This window comes from Flagellimonas alginilytica (assembly GCF_042134605.1).
Taxonomy (GTDB): domain Bacteria; phylum Bacteroidota; class Bacteroidia; order Flavobacteriales; family Flavobacteriaceae; genus Flagellimonas; species Flagellimonas alginolytica.
In genome coordinates this window covers 3,383,575-3,406,206 of sequence record NZ_CP169638.1, presented here as the reverse complement: position 1 = coordinate 3,406,206, position 22,632 = coordinate 3,383,575, and the positions used below count along the sequence as shown (strand labels likewise).

General features: G+C 39.9%; 22 protein-coding genes. 15 read left to right on the top strand and 7 right to left on the bottom strand.

All coding sequences use genetic code 11. The features are described from left to right. The first annotated feature begins 8 nt into the window (after positions 1-8). Together ABTP35_RS15250 and ABTP35_RS15245 are read left to right on the top strand one after the other, a co-directional pair. Positions 9-524 (top strand): DUF6787 family protein, encoded by a 516-nt coding sequence (locus ABTP35_RS15250; RefSeq protein ID WP_293295279.1) that lies wholly within the window; start codon positions 9-11, stop codon positions 522-524. Between the two features lie 101 nt (positions 525-625). After that, the gene (locus ABTP35_RS15245) at positions 626-2,920 is read left to right on the top strand and encodes a TonB-dependent receptor (RefSeq protein WP_293295280.1); all 2,295 of its coding nucleotides are present in this window, start codon (positions 626-628) and stop codon (positions 2,918-2,920) included. Positions 2,921-2,945: 25 nt separating this feature from the next. Here the strand turns inward: ABTP35_RS15245 and ABTP35_RS15240 are convergent, their stop codons facing one another. Genes ABTP35_RS15240 through msrA form a run of 3 tightly spaced genes read right to left on the bottom strand, consistent with a single transcriptional unit; the run spans position 2,946 to position 4,437 of the window. Continuing rightward, positions 2,946-3,248, bottom strand: a complete 303-nt coding sequence (locus ABTP35_RS15240) for a hypothetical protein (protein WP_252079705.1) — start codon at positions 3,246-3,248, stop codon at positions 2,946-2,948. 39 nt (positions 3,249-3,287) lie between these two features. Next, positions 3,288-3,887 carry a GTP cyclohydrolase I FolE gene (folE, locus tag ABTP35_RS15235; RefSeq protein WP_224836992.1) on the bottom strand — a complete coding sequence of 200 codons (600 nt, stop codon included), beginning with the start codon at positions 3,885-3,887 and terminating at the stop codon, positions 3,288-3,290. Continuing rightward, positions 3,874-4,437, bottom strand: coding sequence for a peptide-methionine (S)-S-oxide reductase MsrA (msrA, locus tag ABTP35_RS15230; RefSeq protein WP_293295281.1), 564 nt, complete (start codon positions 4,435-4,437; stop codon positions 3,874-3,876). The genes folE and msrA overlap by 14 nt, the downstream gene beginning before the upstream one ends. Positions 4,438-4,619: 182 nt before the next feature. Between msrA and ABTP35_RS15225 the strand changes: the two genes are divergently transcribed. The 10 genes from ABTP35_RS15225 (at position 4,620) to ABTP35_RS15180 (ending at position 14,268) form a co-directional block, all read left to right on the top strand. Beyond that, positions 4,620-5,288, top strand: coding sequence for an ABC transporter ATP-binding protein (locus ABTP35_RS15225; RefSeq protein ID WP_293295282.1), 669 nt, complete (start codon positions 4,620-4,622; stop codon positions 5,286-5,288). A gap of 1 nt (position 5,289) precedes the next feature. Further along, entirely contained in the window at positions 5,290-6,054 is a 765-nt protein-coding gene (locus tag ABTP35_RS15220) for a TIGR02757 family protein (RefSeq protein WP_293299189.1), read from the top strand. 191 nt (positions 6,055-6,245) lie between these two features. After that, entirely contained in the window at positions 6,246-7,730 is a 1,485-nt protein-coding gene (locus ABTP35_RS15215; protein ID WP_224836995.1) for a S10 family peptidase, read from the top strand. Between the two features lie 139 nt (positions 7,731-7,869). After that, entirely contained in the window at positions 7,870-8,139 is a 270-nt protein-coding gene (locus ABTP35_RS15210; RefSeq protein ID WP_252079701.1) for a hypothetical protein, read from the top strand. 32 nt (positions 8,140-8,171) lie between these two features. Then, positions 8,172-8,867, top strand: coding sequence for an SGNH/GDSL hydrolase family protein (locus ABTP35_RS15205; protein WP_293295283.1), 696 nt, complete (start codon positions 8,172-8,174; stop codon positions 8,865-8,867). Positions 8,868-8,887: 20 nt separating this feature from the next. Next, a complete protein-coding gene (locus ABTP35_RS15200; RefSeq protein ID WP_293295284.1) occupies positions 8,888-9,895 on the top strand; it encodes a glycosyltransferase in 1,008 nt (335 codons plus the stop codon). Positions 9,896-10,103: 208 nt separating this feature from the next. Further along, positions 10,104-12,026 (top strand): BatA domain-containing protein, encoded by a 1,923-nt coding sequence (locus ABTP35_RS15195; protein WP_293295285.1) that lies wholly within the window; start codon positions 10,104-10,106, stop codon positions 12,024-12,026. After that, positions 12,023-13,276, top strand: coding sequence for a dihydroorotase family protein (locus tag ABTP35_RS15190; RefSeq protein WP_375334302.1), 1,254 nt, complete (start codon positions 12,023-12,025; stop codon positions 13,274-13,276). Before ABTP35_RS15195 ends, ABTP35_RS15190 begins: the two co-directional genes overlap by 4 nt. After that, the gene (locus ABTP35_RS15185; protein ID WP_224837001.1) at positions 13,276-13,599 is read left to right on the top strand and encodes a hypothetical protein; all 324 of its coding nucleotides are present in this window, start codon (positions 13,276-13,278) and stop codon (positions 13,597-13,599) included. Before ABTP35_RS15190 ends, ABTP35_RS15185 begins: the two co-directional genes overlap by 1 nt. 9 nt (positions 13,600-13,608) lie before the next feature. Continuing rightward, positions 13,609-14,268, top strand: coding sequence for an alpha/beta hydrolase-fold protein (locus tag ABTP35_RS15180; protein ID WP_293295287.1), 660 nt, complete (start codon positions 13,609-13,611; stop codon positions 14,266-14,268). 91 nt (positions 14,269-14,359) lie between these two features. On the opposite strand, the gene ABTP35_RS15175 is transcribed toward ABTP35_RS15180, so the two are convergent. Both ABTP35_RS15175 and ABTP35_RS15170 read right to left on the bottom strand, forming a co-directional pair. Further along, the gene (locus tag ABTP35_RS15175; protein ID WP_293295288.1) at positions 14,360-14,857 is read right to left on the bottom strand and encodes a hydrolase; all 498 of its coding nucleotides are present in this window, start codon (positions 14,855-14,857) and stop codon (positions 14,360-14,362) included. A 140-nt stretch (positions 14,858-14,997) separates the two neighbouring features. Beyond that, complete coding sequence (locus ABTP35_RS15170) at positions 14,998-15,774, bottom strand: MBL fold metallo-hydrolase (protein ID WP_293295289.1); 777 nt, start codon at positions 15,772-15,774, stop codon at positions 14,998-15,000. A 77-nt stretch (positions 15,775-15,851) separates the two neighbouring features. Between ABTP35_RS15170 and ABTP35_RS15165 the strand changes: the two genes are divergently transcribed. Further along, positions 15,852-17,303, top strand: coding sequence for a TonB-dependent receptor (locus ABTP35_RS15165; protein WP_224837004.1), 1,452 nt, complete (start codon positions 15,852-15,854; stop codon positions 17,301-17,303). A 131-nt stretch (positions 17,304-17,434) separates the two neighbouring features. Here the strand turns inward: ABTP35_RS15165 and bcp are convergent, their stop codons facing one another. Beyond that, positions 17,435-17,887, bottom strand: a complete 453-nt coding sequence (bcp, locus tag ABTP35_RS15160) for a thioredoxin-dependent thiol peroxidase (RefSeq protein WP_224837005.1) — start codon at positions 17,885-17,887, stop codon at positions 17,435-17,437. Between the two features lie 55 nt (positions 17,888-17,942). On the opposite strand from bcp, the gene nth reads away from it, so the two are divergent. After that, positions 17,943-18,605, top strand: a complete 663-nt coding sequence (gene nth, locus ABTP35_RS15155; protein WP_293295290.1) for an endonuclease III — start codon at positions 17,943-17,945, stop codon at positions 18,603-18,605. Positions 18,606-18,857: 252 nt separating this feature from the next. Here the strand turns inward: nth and ABTP35_RS15150 are convergent, their stop codons facing one another. Continuing rightward, complete coding sequence (locus tag ABTP35_RS15150) at positions 18,858-19,442, bottom strand: sigma-70 family RNA polymerase sigma factor (RefSeq protein ID WP_293295291.1); 585 nt, start codon at positions 19,440-19,442, stop codon at positions 18,858-18,860. Positions 19,443-19,693: 251 nt separating this feature from the next. Between ABTP35_RS15150 and uvrA the strand changes: the two genes are divergently transcribed. Continuing rightward, positions 19,694-22,474 carry an excinuclease ABC subunit UvrA gene (uvrA, locus tag ABTP35_RS15145; RefSeq protein ID WP_293295292.1) on the top strand — a complete coding sequence of 927 codons (2,781 nt, stop codon included), beginning with the start codon at positions 19,694-19,696 and terminating at the stop codon, positions 22,472-22,474. The last annotated feature ends 158 nt before the right edge of the window (positions 22,475-22,632 follow it).

The window sequence follows — 22,632 nt, the reverse complement described above, 5'->3', positions numbered from 1 at the left end:
GATTAAAAATGCAAAAAATAAAACAGCGTTGGGAAATCCAAAAGAATTGGCAGTTCTTGTTTCCGGTCTTGGGCACATTCCTAAATTTACTTACAGCTTATCTTATTTCTCGAAGTCTACTTCATATTTTTAATTTGAACAATACTATTTACGAATGGTTTTTTACCCTAGGGGTTATGCTTGCCATTCATCTGGTACTGATCAAGTTTTTTCTATGGTGTTTCAAAAAACTGGAGAATAAATGGAGAGTGGACTACAAATGGGAAATGATCGCCATATTTATTGTTTTTGCCATAACAGGTAGTTTATCCGGTAAATTGGCCGGCCCTCTGATTCACTGGCTTGGATTGGATGCGGAAAATATACCTGGTGCCTTATATTGGACCCTTCGGATCCTATTGATATTTCCTATCTATCAAATCTTACTTGTTTTGATCGGTTGGCTGTTTGGACAATATCAATTCTTCTGGAATTTTGAAAAAAAAATGCTGAAACGCATGGGCTTGGGCTCATTTTTGCGATAACCGGGGAAAACTAAATTTTTAAGAGCTAGATAAGTTTTTGGTTCGTTCACGACAAATTTTGAAATGTACGGAACCATATGTTCAACCTTTATTAGTTTAAAATGAAACAACTATACATCACTCTATTAATGATATTTACGGTAGTTTGTAGCTATTCACAACATACACTCTCCGGAAATATATCAGATATGGAAACGGGAGCGCCTTTGGAACAAGTATCCGTATATGTTCCACAACTTGAAAACGGTACCGTAACCGATAAAAATGGGAACTTTTCTTTAAAAAACTTGCCAGAAGGTATCTATAAGTTGGTTGTTTCCTTTATAGGTTTTGAAACCTATTCCACATCCATTCAGATCAGTAAAGGAAATAACCGGTTCGATTATAAAATGGAACCATCGGCCATAGAAATGGACGAAGTGGTGCTCTCCACGCCTTTTCACAAATTACAGCGCGAAAATGTAATGAAAGTGGAGCAAAAGTCCATGGAGGAGCTCAAACAACAAGGAGGAATTACCCTTTCAGAAGGAATAACGAACATTCCAGGGGTTTCCTCGGTATCGACCGGTGTCGGTATTGGAAAACCTGTAATACGTGGCTTAAGTTTTAACCGGGTTTTGGTGTATACCCAAGGGGTTAGATTGGAGAACCAGCAGTTTGGCGGTGAGCACGGGCTGGGACTCAACGACGCCGGAATTTCAAGTGTAGAAGTTATAAAAGGACCTGCCTCATTACTATATGGTTCGGATGCCCTAGGAGGTGTTTTGTACTTAAATCCCGAGAAATTTGAAATAGCAGGTGAAAGCTCTGGAGATATAAACATGAGGTATTTTACCAATACTTTGGGTTATAATGCAAACGCAGGTTTTAAAACGTCAGGGGAAAAATTAAAATTCTTGGTAAGGGGTGCATACGCATCCAATGCCGATTATGAAACGGGCGATGGCACAAGCGTTACCAATTCGAGGTTTAATGAAGCCGATTTAAAAACGGGACTTGCCTACCAAGCGTCCAAATTTAAAACAGAATTAAGGTATAACTACAATACTACGGAATTGGGCATTCCCGAAGAAATCGGGGTTCAAAACAATAATCGCGACCCTTTGTTGCCCTACCAAGAGCTCTCCACACATATATTAAGCTCCAAAAACAATTTGTTTTTTAAAAAATCGAGCTTGGAGGCTACGTTCGGGTATACTATAAACAACAGAAAGGAGTTTGAAGAGCATCACCACGAGGAAGATGGGCACGAACATGAGCACGAAGAAGGCGAGGAACATGAAGAAGAACACGAAGAAGAACATGAAGAAGAGGAAGAAGGCGCTGCCCTGGACATGAAGCTGAAAACCTTTAACTACAACATACAGTTTAACCCGCAGTGGGGAAATATAACAACTATTTTTGGGGTGCAGGGCATGCATCAAACCAACGAAAACTTTGGGGAGGAAATCTTGGTTCCCGATGCCGTGACCAACGATTTTGGAGTTTTGGCCACTTCTCACATTCATTTTGATAAAAGTGATCTGCAAATTGGATTGCGTTATGATCTAAGGTCTATAAACGGTGAAGCCAGTGGCATTGAGGGCGATGAGGAATATATTCCGGCACTGGACAGAAATTTTAATAATTTTAATGCGGCCTTGGGCTACCGAACGGACCTTGCCAAAACTATTATAGGACGTTTAAACTTGGCGACCGGTTTTAGGGCCCCCAACCTATCCGAACTGTCTTCCAATGGCCTGCACAGTGGCGCCAATCGAGTAGAAATAGGAAATCCGGACCTAGATAGCGAACAAAACTTTCAGATAGATCTTGCCCTAGAGTACGGGAACAAACATGTGGAAGCCTATATTAATTCGTTTTATAATATTGTAAACGACTATATTTATTTGGAGCCTACCGGTGAATTTAGGGAACTGGATCCCATTTATAATTTCCAACAACAAGATGCCATTTTGTACGGAGGCGAGTTTGGGTTCCACCTACACCCCCACCCTATTGATTGGCTGCACCTGGAAAGCAGTTACGATATTGTATATGGGCAATTGGATGATAAATCCAATTTGCCGCTAATACCTGCCAATCGCTGGACCAATACCTTTAGAGTGGAATGGAACAAAAGAAATCAGAACTACAAATGCTATGCTTTTGTAACGCTTCAAACATTTTTTGATCAGAACAAGGTTGCTGATTTTGAAACAAGAACGCCCCGATATAATTTGTTCAATGCGGGTATCGGAGGAGACTTGAATATTTTCAATCAAAAAGTTGGGTATTCGATTACAGCAAACAACCTGTTCAACAAGGATTATATTTCTCACCTATCCAGATTAAAAGCTGACGGTATAGCCAATATGGGAAGAAATATCTCTTTCAGTTTACATTTGCCTTTGTAGCGTGCAGGACATAAATTATCAAGAATTAAGGGTCAATCTTTTTAGGGTCGACCCTTTTTTTGCCCAACAAATAGGTATATATCCATGTTAAGGTAAAGGTCGGAATAACATCCAACCCTGGGATCAACTCTTCCGCAAAGGTAATCAGACCGGCAGCTTGACCGACCCTGCCTTTATACAAACGCGTCATGAGCCAACCAGCAATGGGCGCCCAAATTACATCGGAAAACTCTCCTATTCCCGGAATTGCAAAAGATAGCATACCAATGCCATCAAAAAGTAAACCTAAAAGTAGATTACGGTATTTTTTGTCCTTTTCTTCTGCCATATGGGAAAAATAGCAATTCCCGATTAATTTGAAAAGGGATTAGGACAAATCGGCACTAATAAGTTTCAAAAACTCGTTACGGGTCTCAATTTTCTCGAACTGTCCTCTAAAGCCCGAAGTTGTGGTAACAGAGTTTTGCTTTTGCACCCCACGCATCATCATACACATATGGGAAGCCTCAATTACCACAGCGACTCCTTTAGGTTTTAGAGTAGAATTGATACACTCCAGGATATCGTGGGTCAACCGTTCTTGAACCTGTAACCTGCGCGCAAAAACATCCACAACGCGGGGAATTTTGCTCAATCCTACAATGTGGCCGTTGGGAATATAAGCAACATGGGCCTTCCCGAAAAAGGGCAACATATGGTGTTCGCACAAAGAATATAATTCGATATCCTTTATTATTACCATGTCGTCATATTCTTCCGCGAACATGGCCCCTTTTAATATTTCTTCTGCATTCTGCTTGTACCCCTGTGTTAAGAAAAGCATGGCCTTCGCCGCACGTTCTGGTGTTTTGATCAAACCTTCCCTGGTTACATCTTCCCCGATATCGTCCACAATTTTGGAAAAATGGTCTTTTACCTCATTGGTGATCTCTATGTTATATTCTTCGAGGTTTCTATATGGTGCCATGTTTTAGCTTTTTTGAAAAATAATTGTTCAATTTTTTGATCTTGGGATCTATTATAATCTGACAATACGGTTGCTCTCTATGTCCGTTGTAATAATCGTGATGCTCTTCTTCTGCCAAATAAAAAGGTTTTTCCTCGGATATCTGGGTAACAATAGGAGAATCAAAGATACTTTCGTTGTCCAACAAGTTGATAAAATCCTCGGCAATTTGTTTTTGCTCGGGCGAAGTATAAAAAATCTCACTTCGGTATTGCGTGCCAACATCGTTTCCCTGTCGGTTTAGCGTGGTGGGGTCATGTGTAGCAAAAAACACCTCCAAAAGTTCGGCATAGGATATTATCGATGGATCAAATGTTATTTTTACACCTTCGGCATGGCCCGTACGACCGGTACAAATTTCACGGTATGCTGGGTTTTTTATAGTCCCGCCTGTATATCCGGAAACTACTTCCACTACTCCATTTAACCTTTGGAATACGGCTTCGGTACACCAAAAACAACCTCCTGCTAAAATTGCAGTTTCCAATATTGAATCATTTTGTTTATTCATTTCTTTTCAAAGTTAAACAATATTTATATTGTATTACGATTTATAACAAATATTTATATGCAACTTAGTCGAACTTGGTTGCCCGGCCATTACTCTTAAATGGTATTTGCAAAAAAATCCCACTTCGATCAAACTTTACAATACAACAGTAATCATTATCTTCGAACACCGAACAATTAGTTATGATCAAGGCTACAAATATTCAAAAAAGTTACGGAGACCTCAAGGTATTGCAGGGAGTTGACCTCGATATTAAAAAAGGTGAAGTTGTTTCCATTGTTGGCGCTTCTGGAGCAGGAAAAACGACCCTGCTACAAATTCTGGGAACCCTGGACACCCCTACCAACAAGGAAGAAAGTGCTCTTTTGATCAATGATACGGACGTAAACCAATTGAATGACAAAAACTTGGCCCAATTTCGCAACGAGCATATCGGGTTTATTTTTCAGTTTCATCAATTATTGCCCGAATTTACCGCATTGGAAAATGTATGCATACCTGCCTTTATTAAAAAAACATCCCGTACCGAAGCTGAACAACGCGCCAAAGAGCTTTTGGATTTTCTGGGATTAAAGGACCGTTACGACCATAAACCCAATGCACTGTCCGGTGGGGAACAGCAGCGAGTGGCAGTTGCCCGTTCTTTAATGAACAAACCATCGGTGGTTTTGGCCGATGAGCCCAGTGGAAATTTGGATTCTGAAAGTGCCGACAATCTACACAAACTGTTTTTTCAACTGCGGGAAGAGTTTGGACAAACCTTTGTTCTAGTAACGCATAATTTGGACCTTGCCGATATGGCGGACCGAAAACTAACCATGGTAGATGGCCGGATTGTCTCCAAGAATTAGTATGACCAAAGCAGAACTCAAGGAATTTCTCGATGCCAAGGTAGAGGAATACAATCATCCCAAGTTTTTAGAGGACGACCCTTTACAGATCCCGCACAAGTTTGCATTAAAAGAGGATATTGAGATCAGCGCTTTTTTAACGGCTACCATAGCCTGGGGGAACCGTAAGAGCATTATAAACAATGCAAGCAAACTTATGGATTTAATGGGCAACTCGCCCTACGATTTTGTGATGGCCCATACCGAGGAGGACCTTAGTGAACTCTCGACATTTGTACACCGCACTTTTAATGGTATTGATCTTGGTTACTTTGTAACCAGTCTCCAAAACATCTACCTTGAATATGGAGGTTTGGAGACGATTTTTACCCAATACCAGACCAAGGATTCCATGCAGCCGGCAATTTCGGAGTTCAAACAACTATTTTTTGAACTCCCTCATCAAAATCGCACCCAAAAACATGTGTCCGACCCCAAAAAGGGATCCGCGGCAAAACGCATCAATATGTTTTTACGATGGATGGTCCGTGATAGCAGTACGGGAGTTGATTTTGGCTTATGGAAAGGCATTGCCCCTTCCAAATTATCCTGCCCGTTGGATGTGCATTCTGGCAATGTGGCCCGCAAACTCAAATTACTAAAGCGTAAACAGAACGATGCCAAGGCATTACAGGAACTGGACAAAAACCTGAGAAAACTGGATTCCGTCGACCCTGTAAAATATGATTTTGCCCTATTTGGGTTGGGGGTTTTTGAGAGATTCTAAACCCTTAACAAACTACCATCAGTTCATTCTGATTATACCTATCAAAAAGCTAATTGTACATTTTTATATCTTGTATTTTTTAAATCCAAAGAGAGATATAAATACGATAGGTGATTTTTTCAAACCTAGATTTAAGGAAACCATTATCAAATTCCTTATTTTTATGAACTAGACTAATTCAACCATATAAAATGAAAAAACTCTTATTATTGGGTATGGCGTTCTGTGCGACCATCACCTTTGCCCAAGAAAGAAAACTTCCTGTAGACACTACCATTACTACCCAGCACTCCGTTACCATAAATGGTGCACGAATCGATTATTCAGCTACCACGGGCACACAACCTGTTTGGGACGAAATGGGAGAGCCCGTTGCATCCTTACATTATACCTATTATACCAAAAATGGGGTAAAAGACAGATCTTCCCGTCCATTGTTGATTTCGTTCAATGGAGGTCCGGGCTCTGGTTCCGTTTGGATGCATTTGGCCTACACCGGTCCAAGAATCCTAAAAATTGATGACGAAGGTTACCCTGTTCAGCCCTATGGCGTAAAGGAAAATCCATATTCTGTTTTGGATGTTACCGATATTGTTTACGTAAACCCGGTAAACACAGGTTATTCCAGAACCATACCGGAAACCGGAAAGGAAGTAGACCGAAAAAAATTCTTTGGGATCAATGCCGATACCAAATATTTGGCAGAATGGCTGAATACATTTGTAACACGGAACAATAGATGGAACTCCCCAAAATATATTGTGGGTGAAAGCTATGGTGGAACACGTGTTATGGGATTGTCCTTGGCATTGCAAAACCAACAGTGGATGTACTTGAACGGTGTAATCATGGTTTCACCTGCGGATTACAAGGTGTTCCGCGACAATGATCCCGTTTCCAGTGCTTTAAACTTACCATACTTTGCAGCTGCGGCATGGCACCACAAAGCTTTGCCATCCGATTTGCAAAGCAAGGATTTGTTGGAAGTTTTGCCAGAAGTTGAAGAGTTCACCATAAACGAATTATTACCGGCCATTGCCAAGGGTGGGTTTATTGCTGATGCGGAACGGAAGTCCATCGCCGATAAAATGGCCCGCTACTCAGGTTTAAAAGCAAAAGATATCCTAGACCATAATTTGGATGTTCCCACACAGTTTTTTTGGAAGGCCCTTTTAAGGGAAAAAGGAGGATATACCGTTGGCCGATTGGATAGCCGCTATTTGGGAATAGATAAAACATTGGCAGGTACGCGCCCGGATTACTCTCCAGAACTGACTTCTTGGTTGCATAGCTTCACCCCAGCTATTAACTATTATTTGCAGGAAGAGCTAAACTTCAAGACCGATATAAAATACAATATGTTCGGTCCTGTACACCCATGGGACAACGAAAACGACAATGTGCGTGACAATCTAAGACAGGCCATGGCACAAAACCCGTACTTGAATGTTTTGGTGCAATCGGGATATTACGATGGTGCTTGCACCTATTTTGCAGCTAAATACACCATGTCCCAGGTTGATCCAAGTGGTAGAATGAAAGATCGTTTTGAATTTAAAGGGTACCGTTCCGGCCACATGATGTATTTGAGGAGAGAAGACCTAAAGGCCGCAAATGAAGACATACGGGCTTTTATTTTAAGAACACAAGCAAAAGGCAAGAGCGCAAAATATTAATCCCAATACTATTAAACCATAATTAGGCGGTATAACATTTTTAGTTATATCGCTTTTTTATTGAATAATTCCCTGTGGATTAAATTATGATGTAACAAAACCACAATAAAAGACACTGATATACTAAAATATATCAACTATGGGAGGAGAAGGTAGCATGATGCATGCCATAAAGAGTATGAAGCTCAATAGAAGCATGCTCAAAAAAAGAAAATTAAAATCTAAAGACGATGTTTACGGCACTAAAAATGTTACTGAATTATATTTTAAAAAATCCACCCAAAGGGATATAGCTCGTATTCGTAAAAAAATGTTTATTCAAAAAGAAAAAGAGAAAAGGCATATGATCTATGCTGTTATTGCCACTATTATCTTCTTTTTTATTCTGTATTTACTTTTAATACCCTGATATTTTTCTATTTTTAACCAAAACCATCCCTTGTGAAGAATCTAACCATTTATTGGATCATGTTTTCATTTTTAGGATTATCCATTTCATCAAAATTAAATGCTCAGGATTGGCCCAATTTGGAAAAATATAATAAGGAGAATACCCGTATTTCCACTTCCAACGGAACCGAAAACCGTGTAGTTTTTATGGGTAATTCCATTACCGAGATGTGGAAGGACGCCAATCCTGATTTTTTTGATAGAAACCCGTACATAAACCGTGGTATCGGTGGACAAACAACTCCTCAAATGTTATTGCGCTTTAGGCAAGATGTAATTGACCTGAACCCAAAAGCGGTGGTAATTTTAGCCGGTACGAACGATATTGCCGGCAACACAGGTCCTATGACTTTGAAACAAATTCACGACAACATCCTATCCATGGTGGAACTGGCCCAAGCCAACCAGATCATACCCATTGTTTGTTCAGTTCTTCCTGCTTTTGATTATCCGTGGAGCCCCGGTTTGCAGCCCAATATTAAAATCCCAAAACTTAACAGAATGCTCAAAAATATGGCTAGTGACAAGGGTGCCGTATATTTGGATTATTTTTCTAAAATGGCAGATGACAGAAATGGATTGCCACCCGAATTGACTACAGACGAGGTACATGTAACCAAGGCTGGCTACAAAATTATGGAGCAAATGGTCAAGGAAACCATAGATCAGGTCTTGCAATACCAATAAAAGAACAAGTCCTTTATTTTATGCAAAACGGCAAGATCAGTATCATAATACCCTTTAAAAACACTGCACACTATCTGCCCGAATGCCTAGATTCCATTTTAAACCAAACATATCCGGATTGGGAAATTTTAGCAGTAAACGATCATTCCACCGATACTGGTTTAGAGCTCTTAACCGCCTATTCCACAAAAGATTCACGCATCAAGGTTTTTGAAAATAAGGGGCAGGGAATAATACCAGCGTTACGTACGGGATATGCCCAAAGTATTGGCGCATATGTAACCCGTATGGATTCCGACGACATAATGAAGCCAGAACGATTGGAGGTAATGGTTTCATCATTGAAAAAACAAGGAATGGGGCACGTGGCCGTAGGACAGGTAAAATATTTTTCACATAGGGGAATTAGTAATGGCTACGCTAGATACGAACAATGGCTTAATCGCCTTACGGAAAATGGGGCCAATTTTGAAGAGATTTACAAAGAATGCTCAATTCCTTCCCCATGCTGGATGGTCCATCGCCAAGATTTTGAAATATGCCAAGGATTTATACCGGACAGATATCCGGAAGACTACGACCTTACGTTCCGATTTTACGAAAACGGTTTGCAAATAATCCCATGTAACCAAATACTCCATTTGTGGAGAGACTATGATACACGAACTTCTCGAACGCATGAGCACTACGCACAAAATTATTTTTTGGAGATCAAGCTCCATTATTTTTTAAAGTTGAATCGTACACCCAATAGACCCCTAGTGATCTGGGGTGCGGGATTTAAGGGAAAAAAGATTGCGAAGGGTCTTAAAAAACAAAACTTGGATTTTGTTTGGCTATGCGATAATCCCAAAAAAATCGGAAAAAACATTTATGGTAAAGAATTGGTACATTTTAATGCATTGAAGAAATTAAAAAATCCACAAAGCATCATAACCGTTGCCAACGAGGAAGCACAAGAGGAAATTCGAAGTTATTTTACTGAATTGGGCCAATCCCCGATGCAGGATTATTTCTTTTTCTGTTGATTTAAAATTGAAAATGTAAAAGGTAAAGTTTACGTACCAAATACAAAAATAGAGTATAAAAACGGTGCGATCAGTGTTGAAAAGATGGTTCCCCATGGCCAAAAATGATTACACTTTTACTGTTTTGCCCAAGGATCACGGACAATTGGCAAATCAATATTAAAATCCAAATATTTTAATCCCTATCTTTGATCAAGCAAAATTGGGAATGCAGTTTAAACATCCAGAAATTTTTTGGGCACTTTTTCTTCTCGTAATACCCATATTGATCCATTTATTTCAATTACGTCGATTTACCAAAACACCTTTTACCAATGTGGCAATGCTACAAAAGGTAGTTTCCGAATCCAGAAAAAGCAACAGCCTTAAAAAATGGTTGTTATTGTTTACACGGTTGTTGCTACTGGCAGCTATAATAATTGCCTTTGCACAACCTTTCAGTTCCTCGACCACCGCTCTTCAAGAAAAAGAGATCGTGGTTTATTTGGATGATTCCTTTAGTATGCAAGGCAAGCAAAATGGGATTCCAGTTTTGGAAAAGGCTGTTCAGGATTTTATCAAAAATGTGGGGAGTGACACGGAATTCAGCTTGTTCACCAACGATAAGACCTATACCAACATCCGAATAGGAAATATTCAGAATACCTTGCTGGCACTACCCTACTCTTATAAACAGCTCAACCTTAATGAGATTGGTTTAAAGGCCAATAGTTTGTTTTCTACAAGCAAGACATCGATTAAAGATCTGATCGTAATTTCTGATTTTCAAGAAAGATTAGCTTCGCAAAACAACGTTTTGGATTCCCCCATGAATGCCCATTTTGTTCCCGTACGACCACGGCAAGTCCCAAACGTGTCCATAGATTCGGTTTTTATGGATGATAGTGTAAATGATCAGGGGCGTCTTAAAGTGCTGCTTTCAGGAGGAAACGAGGATGACCCCATGCCGATTTCGTTGTACAACAATGGGGAACTAATCGCCAAAACGGCAGCAAAATTTACATCGAACGGAAATGCCGAGGTTGAATTCTCCATCCCTGTCCGTCAAAAATTAGATGGCTACTTGAGTATTATGGACAATGCTTTGGCCTACGATAACCGATTTTATTTCAATATCAATACCAGGGAAAAAATAAAAGTGTTGGCCATAAGCGAATCGGAAAGTGATTATTTGAACCGTCTGTTCCGAGGCGATGAGTTCGATTTTAACAAGTTCTCACCAGATCGACTCGATTATAGTGTTTTGGATGATAAAAACGTTATAGTATTGGATAATTTGAACGCTATTCCGAGTAGTTTGCAGACTGTTCTGCGGTCGTTTTTCAATACTGGAGGCACCGTGATCATTGTTCCCTCCATTAACACCGATCTATCTTCATACAATTCCTTACTATCCAGTTTATCCTCTACGCGTTTTATCGAAAAAGTCTCATCGGAAGCTCAGTTGACCACGATCTCGTTCGATCATCCTTTGTACCAAAATGTCTTTGAACAACAAGTGACCAATTTTCAATACCCCACCACAAGTGTATATTTTAATGTACGGACCAACCTTGCTACGGCATTGGCCATGGACGGAGGAAACCCTTTTTTAATTGGTGACAATAGATTTTATGTATTTACGGCGCCTTTAGAGCTGGCAAATTCCAATTTTGTTAATTCACCTTTGATCGTGCCCACTTTTTATAATATGGCACAATCGAGCTTACGATTGCCAAAGCTGTTTAATACATTGGGCAGTGCATCTACCGTGGATGTTGTTGTAGAATTGGACAATGATGATATTTTAAAAGTGACCAAGGAAGGGTACGAATTTATACCGCTGCAACAGAGTTTTCCCGCGAGGGTTCAGCTCACCTTCGACCAGAATCCAACAGAAGATGGGGTATATTCCATAGTACGGGACAATGAGATTTTACAAAATATCAGCTTTAATTACCCAAGAACGGAAAGTCAGCTCAAATACCTGGATTTGGGGACATTGCAAAACATAAACACCCTGGATTCAATTCCAGAACTTTTTGAACAGCTAAAAGCGGAGAATAACATTTACGCTTATTGGAAATGGTTTGTTATTTTAGCGTTGCTTCTGGCACTTATAGAGGTACTCATTCAAAAATTTGTTACATGAACATTCTGCTGAAGTCTGCAAAAATTGTGTGCCCGGATAACAAGGGTCTGCATTTAAAAAAGCGTGATATTCTCATTAAAAAAGGTATTATTGATAAGATCGGTGTGTCCTTGGAAGCCCCTTCGAATACAAAAGTTGTAGAAAAAGATAATCTACACGTGTCCTTAGGTTGGTTCGATAGCAGCGTAAGTTTTGGGGAGCCTGGCTTTGAAGAACGTGAAACCATTGCCAATGGACTTTTTACTGCGGGGAAGAGCGGATTTACGGATATTGTGTTAAATCCAAATACGAACCCTGTTCCCGATACCAGTTCCGATATAGTTTTTTTAAAAGAAAGAGGACAGGGAAAAGCTACACAAGTTCATCCCATTGGCTCCCTGACCAAAAATTCCGACGGTGTAGATCTTGCAGAGCTATACGATATGAAAAATGCAGGTGCAGTGGCTTTTTATGATTTTAAAAAGCAGATAGCCAATCCCAATCTACTGAAAATTGCCCTGCTGTATGCGCAAAATTTTAATGGTTTGGTACATTCCTTTCCTCAGGATAACAACATTAAGGGCAAAGGAGTGGTAAACGAAGGAGAAATATCTACCATGCTAGGGCTAAAAGGAATTCCCGCATTGGCGGAGGAGCTTCAGGTGGCCCGTGACTTGTTTATTCTGGAATACGCCGGTGGAAAATTGCATATTCCGACCATTTCCTCGGCCGGGTCGGTAAAACTAATAGCAGAAGCCAAGAAAAAAGGCTTGGACGTCACCTGCAGTACTGCCGTACATAATCTATTTTTTTCGGATGAGACCCTAAAGAGCTTTGATTCCAATTTTAAAGTGTCCCCTCCCCTTCGTGCAAAATCCGATTGTAAGGCATTGATCAAGGGGGTTAAAAATGGAACCATAGATTTTGTGACCTCAGATCATATACCGTTGGATGTAGAACACAAACGAGTTGAATTTGATAATGCGAAAAGCGGCAGTATTGGTCTGGAATCTGCTTTTGGCGCTTTGAACACCCTGTTCGAAATCGAGGAAACCATTAGGTTATTGACCAAAGGACGGGACAGATATCATATCGAGGAACCACAATTTACAGAAGGGAGCAAAGCCTGTTTTACCTTGTTCGACCCAGAACAGACCTATACTTTTGAAGTAAAGGATATTTTATCCACTTCAAAGAACAGTATGTTTATCGGTACTTCTTTAAAAGGAAAAGTTTACGGAATCATTAACAACGGCCAAAGCAATTTCTAATGAGTAAGCCCCAACCTGGAAAAACTGCCGCAATAGTATCTTACCTTACCATTGTGGGTTGTTTGATCGCAATAACAATGAACATGGAACCAAAAAATACATTTGCCCGTTTCCACATTAGGCAAGCCTTTGGAATTCACATACTTTTCCATGCCCTCGCCATATTATTGACCTATACCGGATTAGCTTATTTGTCCATACCCATCTATCTTTTTTATTTGGTTATTTGGGTTTTTGGTTTTTTACAGGTTTTAAACGAGAACACAAAGCCTTTGCCGGTTTTGGGCAAGTATTTTCAACAATGGTTTACTTTCATATCATAAAATAGAAAAATGTCTCCTAAACCCCTATCCTTAACATATTTATTACGCCCTTCCTCAATACAATCCGGAAAAATACCGGCGCTGTTTATGTTCCACGGCTATGGGAGCAACGAGGAGGATTTATTTTCTTTTGCTTCGGAATTACCAGAAGAATTGATGGTTTTTTCCGTAAAGGCCCCGTATGATCTAGAACCATTTGGGCATGCTTGGTATGCCATTAATTTTGATGCCGAACAAGGCAAATGGAGCGACGATGAGCAGGCGAAGGAATCTAGGGAAAAGATAGTAGCCTTTATTGATGAGGCCATTGAAGCTTATGATCTGGATGAGGATAATATTTCTCTTCTGGGCTTTAGTCAAGGCACAATTTTGAGTTATTCGGTAGCATTATCGTATCCCGAAAAAATAAAGAATGTGGTTGCGCTCAGCGGTTACATCAATGAAAATATATTGGTGGAAGATTATGAACAAAAAGATCACAGTAAGTTGAGTTTTTATGCTTCACATGGTCAAATGGACCAAGTTATCCCTTTGGAATGGGCCCAAAAATCCCCTGAATTCCTCAAAAGCTTAAATATCCCAACTACTTACGAAGAGTTTCCGGTGGGACACGGGGTTTCCCAGCAAAACTTTTTTTCCTTTAAAAAGTGGTTGCAACAACGGATTTAAGCTATTTTGAGAAGAAAACTTAAGAATTCAGAAATGCGTTACAGATGATATTTTTTTGCATGTGTCGAGCTAAGTACTGACTTGAGGCAAATTAATAGTCCTGTGGTGCGTAAAGTAAATGTTCGGCCAAAGTAAAATCTACGCTTAGATCATCTTTTAGCTCATATTTGATGATCATATCCCCCCAGTATTTTCCATCTGAGAAATCGGCCAAAATCCATTTATGGTTTAGTACTTTGATTTTGTTTATCTTAAAATCACTTTCCATCCCTTCGTAGGGAATTAAAGGATTATCTCCTTTTTGTTCGTTGGTTTCCAGTAATTTATCCTGGATGTAGAGCGATGGGTTCTCCAGTTTTAAGTGGTCGTAATAGGCCAGGGCATCGTCGTTGTTCTCCAAGGTAAAGTATTGCATATCCAGTACTTTTAGATGCATGGTTTGTAGGGAATCTTCGAGTTTTACTACCTGGTTTTCCAATTTTTCCACATCAGAGCTCAATGCTTTTTGCATGTTACTACCAGTAACGTATTGAAAAAGTGCCAACAGAGCGGCAAAAACAAATAGGTATAGAAATAAGTTTTTCTTCATGTATTTGAAAATTATATGAATCCTTAATTTCAATTAATGTCACATGGAACACAGTCGAGATGTTCCGTCCCGTGTTGGGTCGGACTCAAAATGACAATCTGTTATTTTATAATCCTGCCATGATAACGAATTAAGAACTTCTATATTTTTATCTTTAGGTTATCGTAGGCCAAATGTACATTTTCTGGCAGTTTTTTTTCAACTTCTTCATGAAAACCCAACAAAGCGCTGATATGGGTAAAATAGGTTTGTTCCGCGCCTACTTTTTCTGCAAATTCCAATGCTTCTTCCAAATTAAAATGGGAATGGTGGGGCTCAATACGCAGTGCATTGACCACTAAAATTTTTGCGCCTTTTATTTTTTTGATTTCCTCCTCCTCCACTCTTTTAACATCGGTCATGTAAACAAACTCTCCAAAACGATAGCCAAAAACCTGTAAACGGTTATGGTAGGCTTCAATAGGTACCACATCTAAATCGCCCAATGGAATATTCGTATTTTTAAAGACTTCGTGCACTTCTACCGCCGGGGCTCCGGGGTATCGGTCCTCATCGGCAAAAATATAATCAAACCGCCTACGGAGCGAATCTAGCACCCGTGGATGGGCATAAACGGGAATATCTCCCTGCCTAAAGAAAAATGGGCGAATATCATCGATGCCCGCAGTATGATCGGCATGCTCGTGGGTAAACAGAATGCCATCCAGTCTTTCAATGGGATTGGTCAACATTTGCTGTCGAAAATCAGGGCCACAATCAATAACATAATTATATTCTTCCCAAGAAATCAATACCGATACACGCAGTCTTTTATCCTTAGGGTCTGTACTAAGACAAACGGGATGGTTGCTTCCGATCACGGGTATTCCCTGCGAAGTGCCCGTGCCTAAAAAAGTAATGGTCATCTTATCATCCATTAAAACCAAAATTATAACTTATTTATTTAATAGATTGCCCGAAGAGTGTAACTTTGCCGTAGTTTAAAAATTTGGAAATGCCCAGCGTACCAAGCAAAGAAAATTCTTTTGAAAATATTCCTTCCATAAAGGCGAAAACCTTAAGGATAAATTTGAATCGAGATATTTACGGAACTTTTGCCGAGATCGGAGCGGGACAAGAAACAGCCAGACATTTTTTTAGAGCTGGTGGCGCGTCCGGAACTATTGCAAAGGCAATGAGCGCCTACGACAAATCTTTTAGTGATGCCATTTATGGAATCGAAGAGGATGGCCGTTACGTTACACAATCCCGATTAAAAAAGATGTTGGACCACGAAATGCGTTTGGTGGAAGAACGGATCAGTAGGGACAACAACCCCGATTACCTGTTCTTTAGTTATGCCAATACTGTGGCCACCATCGATTTTTCAAAAAGATACAAAGGGCATGGTTGGGTCGGTCTTCGTTTTCAATTAGACCCGGACCAAAAGGAGTACGACGAAATTATTCTCCATATTCGATTTAAACAAAACGAGGCCAGATTACAACAGGAAACCCTCGGTATTTTAGGTGTTAATTTAATTTACGGCGCCTTTTTTAAGTTCCACAAGCCCAAAAAGCTCTTAAAATATCTATACGATCATATCGACCACGATACTTTGGAGATTGATATGATCAACTTTACCGGGCCTAATTTTTCCGAGGTCGACAACCGTTTAATGAGCCTTCAGCTTATTAAAAACGATATGACGGATGCGGTAATGTTCGGCCCCGATGGGCATAACCTTTTGCCTGCGGCCGTGCTTTACAAGAAAAACATTTTGGCTCTTCGCGGTAGTTTTAGACCGGTGACCAAGGTGAATATGGATATGTTCCAGAAATCGTACGATATTTTTATTCGGGAGCAAACAGTAGATATGGACAATGCCATTGTAGTTTTCGAAATTACCTTGTCCAACCTAAAAGCTTCGGGTGAAATAGATGAGCAAGACTTTATGGATCGTGCGGAGCTTCTTTGTTCCCTGGGGCATACGGTGCTTATTTCCAAATTCCAAGAATATTATAAGTTGGTGGAATACTTTAACAGCTACACCAAGGCCAAAATTGGATTGACCATGGGCGTGAACAACTTGGTAGATGTTTTTGATGAAAAATACTATCGTCACTTGAGCGGTGGTATTCTTGAAGCGTTCGGCAAACTGTTCTTTAAGGATTTAAAAGTGTACCTCTACCCTATGAAAGATCCAGAAACGGGACAGGTGCTTACCAGCAACAATGTAAAGGTTCATCCAAGAATGAAAGAATTGTACAAATTCTTTAAATATAACGGAAAGGTGATGGACATTATTGATTATGACCCGGATGTGCTCCATATTTTCTCCAGGGATGTTCTTAAAAGAATCATTAACAAGGATGATGGATGGGAAGAAGAATTACCGGAGGGTATTGCCGAAATAATCAAAGAAAAAAACTTATTTACCAGAAAGGTTCTTGAGAAAAAAGAATAAACAAAAAGGCACTGAAATCAGTGCCTTTCTTACTTTATTACGTTTTATTGTCCGTTCGAGCGCAATCGAGAACTTTAAAATGCCTCCTGTTTATTGACATCTCGACTACGCTCGATGAGAAAAAAAGTATTTTAAGACAATATCTGCGCAGCGTGGTCTTTGGTTTTTACTTTACTGATAACGTTTTCTACCACTCCATCCCCATCAATAATAAAAGTGGTACGATGGATACCGTCGTATTCTTTTCCCATAAACTTTTTTGGCCCCCAAACACCAAAGGTGTTGATTACGGTATGGTCTTCGTCTGCCAATAAGGGAAAAGGAAACTCGTATTTGTTCCTAAAATTGGATTGTCTTTTTTCTGAATCGGCACTAACGCCCAAAAGCTCAAAACCTTGATCTTGCAATTCCTTATAATTGTCCCGTAAATTACAGGCTTCGGCCGTACATCCAGGAGTACTTGCTTTAGGGTAGAAAAATACCACTAACTTCTTGCCTTTGTAATCACTAAGATTAATTGTATTGCCGTCTTGGTCTTTTGCTGAAAAATCAGGTACTTTATCTCCTATTTTTAACATATTCATGATCTTTGTGATTGAATTTATTGTTTAATATTTATACAAGCAAAGTTAAACAAATATGACCAAACAAGAAAAGGTTGATTTCGCCGTAAAAACCTTGGATGAACTTTATCCTACCATTCCCATACCTTTAGATCATAAGGATCCCTATACCTTGTTGATTGCAGTTTTGCTATCCGCACAAAGTACCGATGTTCGTGTCAATCAAATTACCCCTCTTTTATTTGAAAAGGCCGATAATCCATACGATATGGTAAAGTTATCGGAGGAAGAGATTCGGGAGATCATTAAGCCAGTGGGTCTATCCCCTATGAAAGCAAAAGGCATTTATGGACTTTCCAAAATACTGATAGAAAAGTACAATGGCAAGGTACCCAGGGATATTGCTTTGTTGGAAGAATTGCCAGCAGTGGGACATAAAACCGCAAGTGTAGTGGTTTCACAAGCCTTTGGGATTCCAGCCTTTCCTGTGGACACCCATATTCATAGGTTGATGTACCGTTGGGGTTTTAGCAATGGCAAAAATGTGGTACAGACCGAACGTGATGCCAAACGTTTATTTCCAAAAGAAATCTGGAACAGGTTGCATCTTCAAATAATTTGGTATGGCCGGGAATATTCGCCTGCCAGGGGCTGGGACTTGGAAAAGGATATTATCACCAAGAATATTGGGCGCAAATCGGTGATCAACGAATACTATAAAAACAAAAAGAGCCGCTAATTGCGGCTCTTTTCGTCAGTTTGATCCTTAAATTAATTCAATGTTACTTCAAACTGGTGTTTTTTGTAGTCAACTACATGAATCGATTTTGAAAAGCTAAGTAAGAAATCAACAGTTTTCTGGCTCGCTTTTACCGTTTTTACGGATTTTTGTTCTTCAGAGTAAATGTTTTCCATATTCTAGCGTAAGTAATTGTTTCCATTATATAACGGCGCTAGATTGGAAATATTGCAGCGTTCGACGTAATGCCGATTAATTCGTTAAAACGATGTTCTTACGCTCAACTATTTTTCTAAGATTAATAAGAGCGTATCGCATTCTGCCCAAAGCTGTGTTAATACTAACGTTGGTGTTTTCGGATATCTCTTTGAAACTCATGTCTTTGTAGATTCGCATGATAAGTACTTCGCGCTGGTCGTCCGGTAACTCATCGATCAAAAGGGTAAGATCACTTTCTATTTGATCTTTAATGATCTGTTTTTCGGCGTTCAATTTCTCGTCGTGGATTACGGAGAAGATGTTGAAATCGTCGCTTCCCTCAAATTTGGGCATTCTCTTGTTTTTACGGAAATGGTCTATCACCAAATTGTGGGCAATCCGCATTACCCAAGGTAAAAATTTACCCTCTTCGCTGTAGCTTCCTTTTTTCAAGGTTTTGATCACCTTAATAAAAGTGTCCTGGAAGATGTCCTCTGCCACATCTCTATCCAGAACTTTGCTGTAAATAAAGCTAGTGATTCTTTGGTTGTGTCTGTTGATCAGGATTTCAAGAGCCTTTTCGTCTCCGTTAATGTAGTTTTTTACTAAAATCGAGTCATTAATCTGTAGCTGTTCCATACAAATTACTTTTTTGGGTTAAAATCACAGCCCTTCCTTTGCCAAGAAAGACTTTAGTTGTTCAGTTTTTAATCTTTAAAAAGTAATTATTCTGTATAGGCCTATCAGGATTTTAATTACACTTCAAATATAGATAAATAGGGAGGCGATCTAAAAATCTATGTTGTGAGTTGACGATTTTTATATGTTAACTGATACAATATACGTATAAAGTGCAGTGTATCGTATCTTTGGAACCCTAATTTTAACATATGGCAATCAATATCAACGTAGATCCTAAGCAGAATATTATAATCAAAGGTGCCAAACTACATAACCTAAAGAATATCGATGTTGTGATTCCAAGAAATAAGTTGGTGGTTATCACAGGATTATCCGGTTCTGGAAAATCGAGTTTGGCTTTTGATACACTTTATGCCGAAGGACAGCGTAGATATGTGGAAAGTCTTTCCTCCTATGCACGACAGTTCTTGGGAAAATTGGACAAACCCAAAGTGGACTATATTAAAGGTATAGCCCCTGCCATTGCCATAGAACAAAAAGTAAATTCCACCAACCCAAGATCTACGGTGGGCACTACCACGGAAATATATGATTACCTAAAACTGCTTTACGCACGTATTGGGAAAACCATTTCCCCTATTTCTGGCAAAGTGGTTAAAAAGCATACCGTAACCGATGTTATCGACTACATAAAGCAGTTGAACGAAAGGGACAAACTTCTTTTGTTGTCCCCCATAACCATATCCGACGAACGAGAACCGCTAAAATCGTTGGAGCTTTTTTCCAAACAAGGGTATGCCAGGATAAAATATAAGGGAGAAGTCATCCGTATTGATCAAGCCCCGGAAGATATCGGTAGGGAATTCGATCTTGTAGTAGATCGTATTATAGTGAAGAATGATGAGGATTTCTGGAACCGTTTGGCCAATGCAGTGGACAATGCGTTTTTTGAAGGTAAGGGAACCTGTGCCATAGAAAACATTCAGACTGGCGAGATCAAAACATTCAGCAACCAGTTTGAGTTGGACGGAATGAAGTTTTTGGAACCCAATGTACACTTGTTCAGTTTTAACAATCCCTACGGTGCATGCCCAAAGTGCGAAGGATATGGTGATGTAATAGGTATTGATGAAGACCTGGTAATTCCCAACACCTCTTTATCCGTTTATGAAAATGCAATCTTCCCTTGGCGTGGCGAAAGTATGGGCTGGTACAGGGATCAATTGGTAAATTCGGCATACAAGTTCGACTTTCCCATACATAAACCTTGGTTCGAACTTTCGGATTCCCAAAAACAATTGGTTTGGGACGGCAACGAACATTTTATTGGTATACATAAATTTTTTGAGCAACTGGAGGAGAAAAGCTATAAAATCCAGAACAGGGTAATGTTGTCCAGATACCGAGGTAAAACCAAATGCTCCGTATGTAAAGGAAAACGCCTGCGCAAAGAAGCGAACTTTGTAAAAGTGGACAATAAATCCATTTCAGATTTAATAGAGCTGCCCATTAAACAATTAATGCCGTTTTTTAACGGCTTACAGCTGTCCGAGCACGACACGGCAATATCCAAACGATTGCTCAAGGAAATTACCACCCGATTGGAGTTTTTGGACAAGGTCGGTCTAGGTTATCTTACAATAAATCGAAAATCCAACACCCTTTCCGGAGGGGAAAGTCAACGGATCAATCTTGCCACATCCTTGGGAAGCAGTTTAGTGGGGTCCATGTATATTTTGGACGAACCCAGCATTGGACTTCATCCCAGGGACACCGAAAATTTGATCGAAGTATTAAAATCACTTCGTGATCTGGGGAATACCGTTATTGTAGTAGAACACGATGAAGATATTATGAAGGCTGCCGATGAAATTATCGATATTGGCCCAGAAGCGGGGACCCTGGGCGGAAACGTAGTGGCTACTGGGGATTGGGAAACCATCTTACAGGCCGATTCGTTAACGGCAAACTATCTTAATGGAACCATGGAAATCCCTGTTCCTTCAGAACGGAGAAACTCAAAGCATTATATTCAAATTAAAGGAGCGAGAGAAAACAACCTCAAAAACATAGATGTTACTTTTCCTTTGAACGTACTCACAGTGGTCACCGGAGTGTCGGGAAGTGGGAAAAGTACCTTGGTCCGTAAAATTCTGTATCCTTCTATTTTAAAGGAAACAGGGGGGTATGGTGAAAAGGCCGGACAGTTCTCGGAAATGTATGGCAAGTATGCCCATATCAAACATGTGGAATTTGTAGATCAAAACCCGATTGGCCGTTCCTCGCGCTCCAATCCGGTCACTTATATTAAAGCCTACGATGATATAAGAAGTCTGCTCGCTTCGCAAAAACTGAGCAAGCTACGTGGTTATAAGGCCAAACACTTTTCCTTTAATGTAGATGGTGGTCGTTGCGAAAAATGTAAGGGAGAGGGAGAGATTACCGTAGAGATGCAGTTTATGGCCGATGTACATTTGGAGTGTGATGTATGTGGCGGCAAACGTTTTAAAAAGGAAATCCTGGAAGTACAGTTCGAAGGTAAGAACATAGATGATATCTTGAACATGACCATTGACGATGCCATTGATCACTTTGCCAAGTACAATCAGAACAAGATCGTAACCAAGCTAAAACCGTTGCAAGACGTAGGATTGGGTTATGTTACCTTGGGGCAATCCTCTTCCACCCTATCTGGCGGCGAGGCACAACGTATAAAACTTGCCTCATTCCTGGTGAAAGGTCATACCAAGGAAAAAGCCTTGTTCATCTTTGATGAACCCACTACGGGTCTTCATTTTCACGATATCAAGAAACTGCTCAAATCCTTTGAAGAACTTTTGGACAAGGGACATTCCATTATTGTTATCGAACACAATATGGAGCTCATAAAATGTGCTGATTACATTATAGACCTAGGCCCCGAAGGCGGTGAAAAAGGTGGGAACTTGGTAGTCGAAGGCACTCCGGAGGAGATTGTTAACCATGTCGGGTCCTATACGGCACATTATTTAAAGAAGAGTCTGTATTAAAACCACATAACATTATTTAATATCCTTTACAATAATTAACTGATCATATTACTTACTTGATCAGGATTTGCTATTGATATCTGCCTGTTCTCCTAGGCATATAATGTCATTTATAAACTCAAAACGGCCATACGTCAATTGAGCCGCATGACTCGTCA